Origin of the sequence: Streptomyces sp. NPDC057002 (genome assembly GCF_042673825.1) — a bacterium.
Lineage (GTDB): Bacteria > Actinomycetota > Actinomycetes > Streptomycetales > Streptomycetaceae > Streptomyces.
On record NZ_JBHURZ010000014.1, the window covers coordinates 73646 to 88760 of the forward strand.

The window sequence follows — 15115 nt, forward strand, 5'->3', positions numbered from 1 at the left end:
ACATGACCTGGTTGATCACCGGCGGCGCCGGCTACATCGGCGCGCACGTCGTACGGGCGATGACCGCCGCGGGGGAAGGGGCGGTGGTCTACGACGACCTGTCCACCGGTATCGCCGAGCGCGTTCCCGAGGGGGTGCCGCTGGTGGTGGGCTCGACGCTGGACGCCGAGCGGCTCGCGCGCGCCCTCGCGGACCACTCGGTCACCGGCGTCGTCCATCTCGCGGCGAAGAAGCAGGTGGGAGAGTCGGTCGAGCAGCCGCTGCGCTACTACCGGGAGAACATCGAGGGCCTGCGGATCCTGCTGGACGCTGTGACGACGGCGAAGGTGCCGTCCTTTGTGTTCTCCTCCTCGGCGGCGGTGTACGGCATGCCGGACGTGGACCTGGTCACGGAGGAGACGCCCTGCGTGCCGATGTCTCCCTACGGCGAGACGAAGCTGGCCGGTGAGTGGCTGGTCCGCGCGACGGGCCGGGCGACGGGCCTGTCGACCGCGTCCCTGCGGTACTTCAACGTGGCGGGCGCGGCGAGCCCGGAGCTCGCGGACGTCGGCGTCTTCAACCTCGTGCCCATGGTCTTCGAGAAGCTCACGGAGGACGCGCCGCCGCGGATCTTCGGCGACGACTACGCGACCCCGGACGGCACCTGCGTACGCGACTACATCCACGTCGTCGACCTGGCCGAGGCCCATGTCGCGGCGGCCCGGGCGCTGCGCTCCTCCCCCGGCCGCGCCCTCACGCTCAACATCGGCCGGGGCGAGGGCGTCTCCGTCCGCGAGATGATCGACCGCATCAACGCCGTCACCGGCTACGACCTGCCGCCCACGGTCGCTCCCCGCCGCCCCGGCGACCCGGCCCGCGTCGTCGCCTCGGCCGACCGCGCCGCCACGGAGCTGGGCTGGAAGGCCCGGCACGACGTCCAGGACATGATCGCGTCGGCGTGGGAAGGGTGGGTACGGCTGCACCCGGAGGCGGCCCGGGGCTGAATACGGGGCAATACGGGGCTGAATACGGGGCTGAACCCGCGTCACCTGCCGGCAAGCCCCCTCACAACGCCCGCAACGCCCCCGCCGTGGCCCGGGCCAGTGACCCCAGGTAGCCCTGCGGCAGCTTCGGGCTGCGGATCACGACCGAGCGCCAGTAGAGCGGGCCCGAGATCAGGTCGAGGGCCAGGTCGTGGTCGAGGCCCTCGCGGAGCTCGCCGCGGCGTTCCGCCGCCGTGACGATGCCGGTCGCGACGCCGTCCTGCCCCTCGCGCAGGGCCTTCTGGAGGGCCTCGGCGATTTCGGCGTTGCGGGCCGCCTCGGCCTGGAGGTCGGGGATGATCTGCGAGGCGACGGGGTGGCGCAGGGCGCGGGACGTCACCTCGTACAGCAGCCGCAGGTCGCCCTCCAGGGAGCCGGTGTCCGGCGCGGGCAGGCCCTGCACGGCGAGCGCCGAGACGATGTCGAGCACGAGGTGCAGCTTCGAGCGCCAGCGGCGGTACACCGCCGTCTTCCCGACGCCCGCCCGGCGGGCGATCCCCTCGATGGACATCCGCGCGTAGCCGACGGCCGCGAGCTCCTCGAACACGGCCGCCCGGATCGCGTCCGTCACGTCCTCCCGCAGCACGGCCGCCCCCGCGGGGGCCCGGCGGCGCGGACGTGGCTGCGGACGCGGCTGCGGCGGCTCGTCGGCGTTCGCGTTCGTCGTCATGCCGACAGCATAGGGGCGTCACGACGAAACGGTTGCGTTCCGACGTTCGAAAGGCCTACGCTCACGTTGCGACGATACGGTCCCGTCCCGACGTAAGAATTCGTGAAGAGTCTGGTAAAAGACCCACTTTCCCGCTCCTCACGACCCCAGGTCCCACACCCCTCCCCCCTCTTGCCCCCCGAACGAAAGCAGCGGATGTGAGCCAGGTCCTCGACACACCGCCCCAGCCACCGACCCCGGCCCCGGCCCCCGCCGCCGACGACCTCGCGGCCCTCGCCGCCCGTCACGGCCTCGCGGTCAGCGGCGCCCGGCCCTCGCTGCCCGCGTACGTCCGCCAGCTGTGGGCCCGCCGCCACTTCATCACCGCGTTCGCCACCGCCAAGCTCACCGCCCAGTACAGCCAGGCGAAGCTGGGCCAGGTCTGGCAGGTGATGACCCCGCTGCTGAACGCGGCGGTCTACTACTTCATCTTCGGCGTCCTGCTCGGCACCAAGCACGGCGTGCCGGACTACATCCCGTTCCTGGTCACGGGCGTGTTCATCTGGACGTTCACACAGAGCTCGATCATGGCGGGCACCCGCGCCATCTCCGGCAACCTGGGCCTCGTGCGCGCCCTGCACTTCCCGCGCGCCGCCCTGCCCCTGTCGTTCTGCCTCCAGCAGCTCCAGCAGCTGCTGTTCTCGATGGGCGCCCTGGTCGTCATCCTGCTCTGCTTCGGGGTGCCGGTCGGCGTGTCCTGGCTGCTGGCGCTGCCGGCGCTGTTCCTGCAGTTCACGTTCAACGCGGGCGTCTCCATGGTCATGGCCCGGATGGGTGCCAAGACCCCGGACATCGCCCAGCTGATGCCGTTCGTGCTGCGCACCTGGATGTATGTCTCGGGTGTCATGTGGAGCATCGACAAGCTGGCCGACAAGGACAGCCTGCCGCGTGTGGTGACGGTCCTGCTGGAGACCAACCCGGCCGCGATCTACATCGACCTGATGCGCTTCGCCCTGATCGACAGCTTCCACGCGAGCCAGCTCCCGGCCCATGTGTGGGCGCTCGCCGCCGGCTGGGCCCTGGTCGCCGGCGTGGGCGGCTTCATCTACTTCTGGAAGGCTGAGGAGACGTACGGCCGTGGCTGACAACACCAACGACAAGGTCCCCACCGTCGTCGCCGACGGCGTCGACATCGTCTACCGCGTCAACGGCACCGGCGCCGGACGCGGCTCCGCGACCGCCGCCCTGAACCGCATCGTGCGCCGCAGGAAGACCGAGAAGGCGGCCGGTGTGCGCCGGGTGCACGCCGTGCGGAACGTGTCCTTCGTCGCGTACAAGGGCGAGGCGATCGGCCTGATCGGCACCAACGGCTCCGGCAAGTCGACCCTGCTGAAGGCCGTGGCCGGACTCCTCCCCGTGGAGAACGGCCGCATCTACACCCACGGCCAGCCCTCCCTGCTCGGCGTCAACGCGGCCCTGATGAACGACCTGACCGGCGAGCGCAACGTGCACCTCGGCGGCCTGGCCATGGGCATGTCCCGCGAGCAGATCAGGGAGCGCTACGAGGAGATCGTCGACTTCTCCGGGATCAACGAGAAGGGCGACTTCATCACGCTGCCGATGCGGACGTACTCCTCCGGCATGGCCGCGCGGCTGCGGTTCTCCATCGCCGCCGCCAAGGACCACGACGTGCTGCTGATCGACGAGGCGCTGGCCACCGGCGACCGCTCCTTCCAGAAGCGCTCCGAGCAGCGCATCCGCGAGCTGCGCACGCACGCGGGCACGGTGTTCCTGGTCAGCCACAACAACAAGTCGATCCGCGACACCTGCGACCGGGTGCTGTGGCTGGAGCGCGGCGAACTGCTCATGGACGGGCCGACGGAGGACGTCCTCAAGGAGTACGAGGCGTTCACCGGGGACAAGTCCGCGAAGCCCAAGCCGAAGGTTCCAGTTCGCTCGTGAGGCGTACTCCGGTCGGCCGTTTTGTCCTATTGATGAAACCATGACCGAATACGACGCATCAGTGAGAAGGAGCCCTCGCGATGGCCGAGCTCAGCCTCATCGTCCACGGGGCGAACGTTCAGGACCATCTGACGGAGCTCCTCGACTCGCTCGCCGCGCATCCCCTCCCGGACGCCGAGGTGATCGTGGCGGCGGTCGGCGACTGGGCCCGGGAGACGGCCGAGCGGCACACCCCGGACGTCCAGGTGCTGCCGGTGCCGGACGGCATGGGCGACGCGGCGGCCCGCGCGGCGGGCGCGGCCCGGGCCTCGGGCCGCTGGCTGCACTTCGTCCACGCCAAGGACGGCCTGCCCGCCGGCGCCCCCCGCACGGTCGCCGAGCGGGTGGCCGAACTGCCCGCCGAGGTGGACGTCCTGCTGCTCGACCACGTCCGCAGCACCTGGCACACCTCCGGCATGCCCTCCCCGAACGGCTCCCTGCTGGCCCGGGCGGGCCGCGCCGATGTCGCCCTCGACGTCTGCGCGCCCCTGTTGCGCCTCACTCCGCTGCTCGGCACCCGCGTCCTGCGCGCGGACTTCTGGCGGGCGCACGAGCAGCAGCTCACCACCGACGACGAGCCGCACGCCGCCCTGGCCGCCCTGCTGCTCGCCGACCGCGTCGCCTGCCTGCCGCACGTCGCCTACGAGGACCGCACCCTGCGCCCCGCGAGCCTGCCGCCGGTCACCCCCGAACAGCGCTACGGCCTCGTCGAGCGCTACGAGTCCCTCCTCGACCTCACCCGGGACCGCCCCGCCGCCCACGCCGTGCTCTACGACGTCATGGTCCGCGACCTCCTGCGCGCCTTCGCGCGCGGCGGCATGGAGGAGGAGGTCGCGCGGGAGTTCTTCCGCCGGGCGTCCCTGGCCGCCCTGCGCCGCCGCCCCGAGGGCTACAGCCGCCCCGCCGGTCTCGAAGGCGTCCGCCGCTCCCTGCTCGAAGAGGGCGCCTACTCCAGGTACCGGGCCTTCCAGGCCGTCAACCGCACCCGCCGCACCGCCAAGTCGGCCCTGCGGAACCGGAAGCGCCAGGCCGGCGCCAAGCTCCGCGACCACCAGTACCGCAGGGCACTCGCCCGCCCGGTCGACCCCCACCTGGCGGTCTTCGCGGCGTACTGGAACCGCGGCGTCGCCTGCAACCCCGCCGCGATCGCCGCCGAGCTCTCCGAACTCGCCCCGCAGATCCACCCGGTGTGGGTGGTCACCCAGGAGAACGAGGCCCTCCTCCCGCCCGGCACCGACCATGTCGTGCCCGGCAGCCGCCGCTACTGGGAGGTGCTGGCGACGGCCAAGTACCTCGTCAACAACGTCAACTTCCCCAACGCGGTGGTCAAACGCCCGGACGCGATCCACGTCCAGACCCACCACGGCACGCCGCTGAAGCGCATGGGCCTGGACCAGATGGCGTACCCGGCCGCCGCGCAGGGCCTGGACTTCAAGGTGCTGCTGGAGCGCATCGACAAGTGGGACTACAGCGTCTCCGCCAACAGCCACACCACCCGTATGTGGGAGCGCGCGTACCCCTCGCACTATGTCTCCCTCGACCACGGCTATCCGCGCAACGACGTCTACTACACGGCCACGGCCGACGACATCCGAGCCGTCCGAGACCGCCTCGGCATCGACCCGGGCCGCCGGGCCGTCCTCTACGCGCCGACCCACCGCGACTACGAGGCCGGCTGGACACCGCGCCTGGACCTCGCCGCCCTCGCCGACCGCCTCGGCGAGGACACGGTCCTGCTCGTGCGCGGCCACTACTTCTACGGCGGCGCGGCCTCCCCGCTCACCAACCTGCGTCGCACGGGCCGGATCATCGACGTCTCCTCCTACGACCCGGTCGAGGATCTGTGCCTGGCGGCGGACGTCCTGGTCACGGACTACTCCTCGATCATGTTCGACTACGCCAACCTCGACCGGCCGATCGTGATCCACGCCGACGACTGGGAGACGTACCGCACCACCCGCGGCGTCTACTTCGACCTGATGGACCAGGCCCCGGGCCCGGTCGCCCGCACCCAGCAGGAGCTGACGGAGATCCTCACCACCGAGGCCTGGCGCGACGAGAGCGCGGCGAAGACCCGGGCCGTCTTCCGGCGCCGGTTCTGCGAGTACGACGACGGACGCGCCGCCGAGCGCGTCGTACGCCGGGTCTTCCTCGGCCAGGACGAACGCTCCCTGCCGCCGGTGCTGCCGATCGAGGAACGCACCCCGGCCCCGACCCCGCAGGAGGCGACCGCATGAGCACCCCCGACGTCACCGTGACGGTCATCGTCTACAACGACGCCGAACGCCTCACGCGCGCGGTCGACTCGGTCCGCCGGCAGACCCACGCGAACGTCGAGATCATCATCAGCGACGACCACTCAACGGACGGAACCGCGGAGGTCGCACGGCGTCTCGCGGCCCAGGACCCCCGCGTCCGCCACCTCCGACTGGAGCAGAACAGCGGCGGCTGCGGCGTCCCGCGCAACCGCGCCCTGGACATCGCCCGGGCGCCGTACCTGATGTTCCTCGACAGCGACGACGAACTCCCCGACGACGCCGTCGCACTGCTGCTCGCCGCGCACCGCGAACGCGAGATCGACTTCGCGATGGGGGCGGTGCAGCGGGTCCGGGTGGACAACGGCCGCCGCTCGACCTGGATGCCGCACCTGGTCGCCGAGCGCCGCACCCTCGACGGCGTCGAGGCCGACCCACGCCTGTTCTTCGAGCACCTGTCGACGAGCAAGATGTACGCCCGCGCCTTCCTCGACCGGCACGGCCTGCGCTTCCCCGAGGGCATCCACTACGAGGACCAGCTGTTCTCGGCGCAGGCGTACTGCCTGGCCAAGAGCTTCACGATCGTCCCGAAGCCGGTCTACCGCTGGTACGTGGCGCCCTACGCGGCCTCCCAGGCGGCCTCGATATCGAATCAGCGGCACAAGCTCGCCAACGTCCGTGACCGGATCCACGTCCAGCACCTCATCGACACTTTCCTGGCCGAGAACGGGCACGAGTCGCTGCGCGAGGACAAGGACCACAAGTTCCTCAAGCACGACTTCCGGATGTACGCCGGTGACCTGCCCTACCGGGACGAGGCGTGGCTGTCCTCCTTCGCGGACCTGGTCACTCCGTACCTCGACACGCTCTCCCCCGGCGCGTTCGCCCGACTCCCGCGCGCCGAACGCGTCGTCCTCCAGCTGATCCGCGACCGGCGCCTGGCGGAGGCCCGGGTGGCGGCCCGAGGACTGGGCCACGGCGTGGGGCCGCGGCGGATCACGACGGACGGGGAGGGCCGCACGTACTGGGGCGACCGGATCCCCGCCTCCGAATGGGCCCGCCGCGAACTGGACATCTCAGACCTGGATCTGGAGACCCGCCCTTTCCCGAGCGCCCAGTTCCGCCACGAGATCACGGAGATCACCCGGGGCCCGGGCGCCTCCGTCGACCTGGCGATCCGCACCTACGACCCGGCCCTGCGCCTGCCCGTCGGCCCCCGGCGCGCCACGCTGCTGATCGCCCCCGGCGGCCACCGCGTGCACGTCCACTTCCGCCTCTCCCCCGTCGGGCCCGGCGTCTTCGAGGGCCACGCCCACCTCGACCTCGGAGCAGCGCTGCTGCCCTTCTACGGCTTCTCCGGTGTCCGCCACCCCCTGCTCCGGCTGCAACACCAGGGCGTCTCCCACACCGGCCTCCTCCTGGCCCCCCTGACCTTCGCGGCCTTCACCGCCCAGGTCCCCCACCACCACCTCACCGTCGAACCCGAAGGCCACGCCCCCGGCCGCCTACAGGCCCGCTGGGAACCCACAGGAGCAACAGCCAAACTGATCCGCCCAACTGTCCGCCGCCTGGCCCGGCCCCGGGTGAAGCGAGCAGCACGCCTGGTGGCAAGCGCACTCCGCTGAGCTGGCCACCCTAGCTGCGGGCATGCGTGCCGCTAGGGGCGGCACGGGTGGGCGCAGCGGCACCCCGCTACGCCGGGCTGCGGACCCACCCGCCCCCAGCACCGACACCCGCGGCACCTCAACACGAGTGAGAACACCCCGCTCGACATCACCGCACCACCGCGTACAACACCTGCCCCCCAGGCCCCCGCCCCACCTCCCGCAACCCCACCCCACCCCGCCCATCCACCGCCGTACCCATCACCCACCGCACCCCGTACTCCCGCAAAATCACCCCCCGCTCCCCCTCCGACACCCCGCCCCCGAAGTACCTCCGCACCGCCTCCTCCCTCCGCCCCACATCCGGCAGGAAGAAGTCGGGATACCCAGGCGCCACGGTGTACGCCCCATACGCCGGAATCTGCGCACTCGGCCGCCCCAACCGAGCCATCACCACATCCCCGTACTTCACCCACCGCGTCATCCACTGATACCCCGCCCACGGCTCCCGGTACTTCTCCGCGACAGCCACCGGCAGATCCCCCGGCCTCACCACGTACCCCACCGTCCCCACCTGCGTCCACGCCCCCACAGCCAGCGCCACCCCCAGCACACACCCCCACCCCACCCGCATCGCACGCCGCCCGGCCTCCCCCACCTCCACCGCGGCCGCGACCTGCGCCGGAATCAACACCGCCGGCAACGCCCGCCCCCAGGCGTACTGCCCGCTCACCCCACCCACCGCCACCACAAGGAACCCCAGCACGAAGAACAGCACCAGCGGATCCCACCGATCCCGCCACCACCGCACCCCCAGGGCCACCACCCCGAGCAGCACCAGCCAGTACCGCCCGAACAGGTCCTCGTACAGCGGCCGATGCACCGACTCCAGCCCGCCCCACGCCCCGACCAGCGCGAAGAAGTCGTAGTACGGCCACACCAGCAGCACCACAAGCCCCAGCACCACCCCGCACGCCAGCCGCCCCCACACCGCCCGCCCCGGCCGCGCGGCGACCACCGTCGCGATCGCCCCCAGCGAGGCCACCACCCCCGAGAACTGATGGCACAGCAGGATCACCGCCCACAGCAGCCCCAGCCCGAGCCACACCCCCCACCCCCCGTTCTCCCGTACCGCCCGCCCCAGCCAGGCCCAGAGGTGAAACGCCAGCCCCAGGGCGAACACGCTCGGATACGACACCGTCAGCGCGAGCGAGTTGAGCCCGTAGAAGCCGCTCCAGTTGAAGAGCACCGTCCCCCACAGGAACAGCAGGCTCAGCAGGGCCAGGGCGGGCGCGGCACGACGGCCGCTCAGCGTCCGCACGTACCGCCACGCCCCGGTCACCAGCAGCGCGAGTCCGGCCAGCGCCCCGATCCGCAGCACCCAGAAGACCGACAGATCACCCACCCGTGCGACGCAGCCGAGCACCAGCATCCAGGGCGAGTAGTACGGACTCGGCGTGTCCGCGTCGACGAGCGGATTGCCGGGGTCGAGGAGATTGTGCCGCAGCCGCTGGACGGTCGCCGCGTGCACACCGAGATCCCCGGCCCAGGGCAGCCGGAGGATCACGAGGAGCAGCAGCACGACGACCGCCACGACGGCCACCACCGCGGCGGCCTGCGCGGCGAGGGCCCCTCTAGGCGCGGCGCGCATCGTGCTGGAACACCCAGGTGCGGTAGACGAGGAACCGGAAGGCGGAGGCCAGGACGATGGAGGCCGCCTTGACCGCGTTCGACTCGAGGGGACCGGCCAGTCCGAGACCGTGGTATCCGGCGTAGAACAGCCCGCTCTCCAGGGCGACGCCGATTCCGCTGAAGCCGAAGAACAGCGCGATCTGGCGTCGCGTACGGGACGCCCTGTCGCGGTAGGTGATGTACCGGAATCCGAGGTAGTTGCCGCCCATGGCGACCAGGCTGGCCAGCACGGTCGCGACCATGGCGGCCCGGTGCAGCCCGTGCAGAAGCACGTTGAACACCAGGAAGTTCACCGCGACACCGCTCCCGCCGACCAGCGCGAAGTTCAGCACTTCGAGGACGAGGCGTCTGACCGGCAGGGCGGGAGCGGCCACTCGCTCCTCGGAGAGGTTCACCGTCACGGCACAAGCCTTAGCCGGAAACGGTAAGTCCTCCAGTCGAATCGCCCTAAGGCTCGCCAAGAAGAAAGCGCCCCGGGCCGGCAGCGGCCCGGGGCGCCCAAGAGGCCGTACGCACTACGAATGCGTCCGCAGCAGCGTCCTCATCGTGCGCATCGCCACCGACAGGTTGGCGAGGTCGAACGCGTCGGAGCCCTGGATCTCCTCCAGTGTGGTGCGGGCGCGGCCGAGGATCGCCGCGTTCTTCTGCTCCCACGCCTTGTAGCGCTGCTCGGGCGTCGAGCTGCCGTTGCCCACCGCCAGGACGTCGGCGGTCAGCGCCGAGTGCGCCGCGTACAGGTCCTCACGGATCGCCGCGCGGGCCATCGACTGCCAGCGGTCGGCACGGGGCAGCTCGGAGATGCGGTCCATCAGCTGGGTGATGCGCAGCCGGTCGGCGAGGTCGTAGTAGACCTCGGCGACGTCCAGCGGCTCCCGGCCCATACGGTCCGCGACCGAGACGATGTCGACCGTCGGGAAGGCCGAGGAGAAACCGGCCACCCGGGTGGCGAGTTCGTCCGGGACACCGACGCCCGTCAGCTCGTCGAAGATCTTCTGGTACCACTCGAGGTCGGCGCCGCGCAGCAGGTTCGGCAGCTGCCCCCAGACCTGCTCGACCCGGTCGGCGAAGAAGTCGACCGTCTCGGCGAGATTCAGCGGCTGCGGCCGGTTGTTGAGCAGCCAGCGCGTGCCGCGCTCGACCAGACGACGCGAGTGCAGGCGGATGCGGGTCTGGACCTCGGCCTCGACCTTGTTGTCGAGCCCCTCGACCCCGTCCCACACCGGGGACTGGCGGAAGATCGCCCGGGCCGCGGTCTGCGCCCGCACGATCTCCTCGAGCGACGCCCCGGTCTCCTCGCGCAGCCGGTGCAGATACGTCGTACCGCCCGTGTTGACCGTGTCGTTGACCAGGACGGTCGTGGTGATCTCACGGCGCAGCGGGTGGCTGACGAGGTGCTCGGGGAACTGCTCGCGCAGCTCGGTCGGGAAGTACGCGTGCAGCAGGGTGCTCAGGTACGGGTCGTCCGGCAGCGAGGTGTGCAGCAGTTCCTCGGCGACCGTGATCTTCGTGTACGCCATGAGTACGGCCGTCTCCGGGCCGGTCAGTCCCTGGCCCTGGGCGAGCCGCTCGCGGATCTGCCGGTCGGTGGGCAGGAACTCCAGCGCCCGGTTGAGGTGGCCCTCCCTGACCAGGTCCTTCATGAAGCGCTGCTGGGCGTGGAGCATGGAGCCGGACTGGGCGAGGGCGTTGGCGATCGCCGTGTTCTGCGCGTAGTTGTTGCGCAGCACCAGGCGGCCGACCTCGTCGGTCATCTCGGCGAGCAGCTTGTTGCGCTGCTTGACGGTCATGTCGCCGTCCGCGACGAGGCCGTTGAGCAGGATCTTGATGTTCACCTCGTGGTCGGAGGTGTCCACGCCCGCGCTGTTGTCGATGGCGTCGGTGTTGATCCGGCCGCCGTGCAGTGCGAACTCGATCCGGCCGAGCTGGGTCAGGCCCAGGTTGCCGCCCTCGCCGACGACCTTGACGCGCAGGTCCTTGCCGTCGACGCGGATGGCGTCGTTGGCCTTGTCACCGACGTCCGCGTTCGACTCGGCCGAGGACTTCACGTACGTACCGATGCCGCCGTTCCACAGCAGGTCCACCCGCGCCTGGAAGATCGCCTTCATCAGGTCGGCCGGGGTCAGCTTGGTGACCTTGGCCTCGATGCCGAGGGCCTCGCGGATGTGCGCGTTGACCGGGATCGCCTTGGCCGTACGCGGGAAGATGCCGCCGCCGGCCGACAGCAGCTCCTTGTTGTAGTCCTCCCAGCTGGAGCGGGGCAGCTCGAACAGGCGGCGGCGCTCGGCGTAGGAGGTGGCGGCGTCCGGGTTCGGGTCGATGAAGATGTGCCGGTGGTCGAAGGCGGCCACCAGCCGGATGTGCTCGGAGAGCAGCATGCCGTTGCCGAACACGTCACCGGACATGTCGCCGATGCCGACGACCGTGAAGTCCTCGGTCTGGGTGTCCACGCCCAGCTCCCGGAAGTGCCGCTTGACGGACTCCCAGGCGCCGCGGGCGGTGATGCCCATGCCCTTGTGGTCGTAGCCGGCCGAGCCGCCGGAGGCGAAGGCGTCACCGAGCCAGAAGTTGTACTGCTCGGCGACCCCGTTGGCGATGTCGGAGAAGGTCGCGGTGCCCTTGTCGGCGGCGACGACGAGGTAGGTGTCGTCCTCGTCGTGCCGGACGACGTCCGCCGGGGGCACGACCTCGCCGGCCACCATGTTGTCGGTGATGTCGAGCAGCGCCGAGATGAAGGTCTTGTAGCTGGCGACGCCCTCGGCCAGCCACGCGTCCCGGTCCACGCTCGGGTCGGGCAGCTGCTTGGCGACGAAGCCGCCCTTGGCGCCCACCGGCACGATGACGGTGTTCTTCACCATCTGCGCCTTGACCAGGCCGAGGATCTCGGTGCGGAAGTCCTCACGCCGGTCGGACCAGCGCAGACCACCGCGCGCGACCTTGCCGAACCTGAGGTGCACGCCCTCGACCCGCGGCGAGTACACCCAGATCTCGAACGCCGGACGCGGCGCCGGGAGGTCGGGGATGGCCTGCGGGTCGAACTTCATGGAGACGTAGTCGTGCGGCTTGCCGCCCGCCGCCTCCTGGAAGAAGTTCGTCCGCAGCGTCGCCTTGATGACCGTGAGGAACGACCGCAGGATCCGGTCCTCGTCGAGCGAGGCCACCTGGTCGAGGGCCGCGTCGACCTCCTCCAGCAGCGCGTCCACGATCTCGTGGCCCGCGCGCTGCCGGTCCGGCGACATCCGCGCCTCGAACAGGGAGACGAGCAGCCGGGTGGTGTGGACGTTGTTGCGGAGGGTGTCCTCCATGTAGTCCTGGCTGAACGTCGAAGCCGCCTGGCGCAGGTACTTCGCGTACGCCCGCAGCACCATCGCCTGACGCCAGGTGAGCCCGGCGCTCAGCACGAGGGAGTTGAAGCCGTCGTTCTCCGCCTTGCCGGTCCAGGTTGCGGAGAAGGCGTCCTGGAAGCGCTCGCGGGCGTCGTCACCGAGGTAGTCCCCGCTGCCGTTCTGCGAGCGGGGCATGCGCAGGCCGAAGTCGTAGATCCAGGCCACGCTGCGGTCCGGGCAGCGCAGGTCGTACGGCCGCTCGTCCACGACCTCGACGCCGAGCCGGTTGAGGACCGGCAGCACCGCCGAGAGGGAGATGGCGTCGCCCGTGCGGTAGATCTTGAAGCGGCGCTCCTCGGGGGCTGCGCCCACCGGCTCGTACAGGCTGAGCGCGAAGTCCTTGCCCTCCTCTGCATTGAGCTGTTCGAGGTGGACGAGGTCGGCGACCGCGGCGCGCGGGTTGTGGTCGGCCTTGTAGCCCTCGGGGAAGGCGTGCGCGTACCGGCGCATCAGTTCGGCCGCGCGCTCCTCGCCGAGCTCGGCGTTGAGCGCCTCGGCGAAGGCGTCCTCCCAGGAGCGGGCCGCCTCCACCAGCCGGGCCTCGATGCGGTCCTTGTCGGAGTCGGACAGCTCCGGCAGCTCGGTGCCCTGCGGGACCCGGACCACGAAGTGCAGCCGGGAGAGGATCGACTCGGTGTTCCAGGCGGTGAAGTCGACGCTGATGCCGCCCAGTTCCTCCTTGAGGATCTCGATGATCCTGAGGCGCACGGCCGTGGTGTAGCGGTCGCGCGGGAGGTAGACGAGGGCGGAGTAGTAGCGCCCGTACTCGTCCTGGCGCAGGTAGAGCCGGAGCCGCCTGCGCTCCTGGAGGTAGAGGACGGAGGTGACGATGGACCGCAGCTCGTCGACCGGGGTCTGGAAGAGCTCGTCGCGCGGGTACGTCTCCAGGATCTGCAGCAGGTCGCGCCCGTCGTGGCTGTTGGGCGAGAACCCGGCCCGCTCCAGGACCTCCTCGACCTTGCGCCGGATGACGGGGACCCGGCGCACGGACTCGGTGTAGGCGGCGGATGAGAACAGCCCGAGGAAGCGCCGCTCGCCGACGACATTGCCGTCGGCGTCGAACTTCTTCACCCCGATGTAGTCCAGGTACGACGGCCGGTGCACGGTCGCCCGGCTGTTCGCCTTGGTCAGGACGAGCAGCTTGTGCTCGCGCGCCTTGGCCCGGGCGTCGGCGGGCAGCCGCTCGAACGACGGGCTGACCGGGTGGCTCTCCTCGGCGGCGTGGTGCGGGTCCGAGCGCAGTATGCCGAGCCCGGTTCCGGGGACGGCGGCCAGGGAGTCGTCCTCGCGCAGCTGATACTCGCGGTAGCCCAGGAAGGTGAAGTGGTCGTCGGCCAGCCAGCGCAGCAGCTCGCGGGCCTCCTCGACCTGCGGTCCGGGCAGGTCACCGGGGATGGACTCGTCCGGCAGCCCCTCCGCCAGCCGGGTCGCCGCGTCCCGCATCTTGCCCCAGTCCTCGACGGCCTCACGGGCGTCGGACAGCACGCGCAGCAGGTCGGCGGCGATCTGCTTCAGATCGGCCCGGTCCGTCTCGCGGTCGGTCTCCACGTGGATCCAGGACTCGACGTGCGCGTCGTGCGGGAGGTCGCCGGCGCCGGTCGCGGGCGTGGGCAGCACCTCGATGAGCTTGCCGGTCACATCGCGCCGCACCACGAACTGCGGGTGGATGACGACATGGATCCCGCGCCCCTGCCGCGTCAGCTCATTGGTGACGGAGTCGACGAGGAAGGGCATGTCGTCGGTGACGACCTCGACGACGGAGTGGCTGCACGTCCACCCGTTCTCTTCCACGGTGGGAGTGTGAACCCGCACGTTGGCCGTGCCCTGGGGGCGGTTCTCGGCCAGCCGGTAGTGGGAGACGGCGGCTCCGAAGACATCGACCGGGTCGCGGTCGGCGAGGTCCTCCGGGGCCGTGTGCAGGTAGTAACGCTGGAGGAACGAGATCAGGGACTCGCGGTCCGGGGCCTCCTGGGCGTCTGGGGTCTCCTCGCCCGTCGACCCGGTCGGTAGGTGCCCCCCGACCGGGCTGTTCTCAGCTACCCGGGCGGCCCTCTCGAGCAACTCGGCCTTTGCTTCGTCCAGCTTGGTCTGCATTGTCCTCTGGCTCCTGTCGCGCGCCGTTGCGTGACGTAGAAGGAAGTACGGTCTCTGCGCTGACGACGTCACGCCGTGACACGGGGTATCCGGTCTGTTCCGACGCTATGCCGCCAGACGAGAGGAGCGGGGGTGTCTGAGCCATTCTTGAGCTGCCCCACGGGTGTGACGCTGCTCTCTGCGACGCCTCGGGCCCGGTGGTGCTCGGCGTCCCGGGAGTCATCGATGCCCCGTACCGCCCGCGAAGACCAGCGACCGCCGCCCGGTCACGGATGTGGTCCGTGCTCTCCGGGCGCAGGGCAGGGACGACGACGTCCCCGCGAACTATCGCGCTGATCACGCCACCAGGCTATCGCTCCTTACAGGGGCCCCGTCATGAGCCGTATGTGTACAAAACCAGGCCTGGAAGTTTGAC

The 15115-nt window shown here is 70.7% G+C and carries 9 protein-coding genes; 5 read left to right on the forward strand and 4 right to left on the reverse strand.

From position 1 onward, the window contains the following. Positions 1-2 precede the first annotated feature (2 nt). Positions 3-983 (forward strand): UDP-glucose 4-epimerase GalE, encoded by a 981-nt coding sequence (gene galE, locus ACFT32_RS42825; protein WP_382500028.1) that lies wholly within the window; start codon positions 3-5, stop codon positions 981-983. A gap of 61 nt (positions 984-1044) precedes the next feature. On the opposite strand, the gene ACFT32_RS42830 is transcribed toward galE, so the two are convergent. Further along, positions 1045-1692: a TetR/AcrR family transcriptional regulator gene (locus tag ACFT32_RS42830; protein WP_382500030.1), complete on the reverse strand. Its 648-nt coding sequence runs from the start codon at positions 1690-1692 to the stop codon at positions 1045-1047. Between the two features lie 197 nt (positions 1693-1889). On the opposite strand from ACFT32_RS42830, the gene ACFT32_RS42835 reads away from it, so the two are divergent. The 4 genes from ACFT32_RS42835 to ACFT32_RS42850 all read left to right on the forward strand — a co-directional run bounded on the left by ACFT32_RS42835 (position 1890) and on the right by ACFT32_RS42850 (position 7552). Next, positions 1890-2816, forward strand: coding sequence for an ABC transporter permease (locus tag ACFT32_RS42835; RefSeq protein ID WP_382500032.1), 927 nt, complete (start codon positions 1890-1892; stop codon positions 2814-2816). Next, on the forward strand, positions 2809-3633 hold the full coding sequence (locus ACFT32_RS42840) for an ABC transporter ATP-binding protein (RefSeq protein WP_382500033.1): 825 nt from the start codon (positions 2809-2811) through the stop codon (positions 3631-3633). Before ACFT32_RS42835 ends, ACFT32_RS42840 begins: the two co-directional genes overlap by 8 nt. Before the next feature lie 80 nt (positions 3634-3713). Then, positions 3714-5909 carry a CDP-glycerol glycerophosphotransferase family protein gene (locus ACFT32_RS42845; RefSeq protein WP_382500035.1) on the forward strand — a complete coding sequence of 732 codons (2196 nt, stop codon included), beginning with the start codon at positions 3714-3716 and terminating at the stop codon, positions 5907-5909. Next, positions 5906-7552: a glycosyltransferase family 2 protein gene (locus tag ACFT32_RS42850; protein ID WP_382500037.1), complete on the forward strand. Its 1647-nt coding sequence runs from the start codon at positions 5906-5908 to the stop codon at positions 7550-7552. Before ACFT32_RS42845 ends, ACFT32_RS42850 begins: the two co-directional genes overlap by 4 nt. A 148-nt stretch (positions 7553-7700) precedes the next feature. Here the strand turns inward: ACFT32_RS42850 and ACFT32_RS42855 are convergent, their stop codons facing one another. The 3 genes from ACFT32_RS42855 to ACFT32_RS42865 form a co-directional block, all read right to left on the reverse strand. Beyond that, positions 7701-9182: a hypothetical protein gene (locus tag ACFT32_RS42855; protein WP_382500083.1), complete on the reverse strand. Its 1482-nt coding sequence runs from the start codon at positions 9180-9182 to the stop codon at positions 7701-7703. Continuing rightward, positions 9166-9624, reverse strand: coding sequence for a GtrA family protein (locus tag ACFT32_RS42860; RefSeq protein ID WP_382500039.1), 459 nt, complete (start codon positions 9622-9624; stop codon positions 9166-9168). Before ACFT32_RS42860 ends, ACFT32_RS42855 begins: the two co-directional genes overlap by 17 nt. Before the next feature lie 114 nt (positions 9625-9738). Then, positions 9739-14700: an NAD-glutamate dehydrogenase gene (locus tag ACFT32_RS42865; protein WP_382500041.1), complete on the reverse strand. Its 4962-nt coding sequence runs from the start codon at positions 14698-14700 to the stop codon at positions 9739-9741. Positions 14701-15115 lie beyond the last annotated feature (415 nt).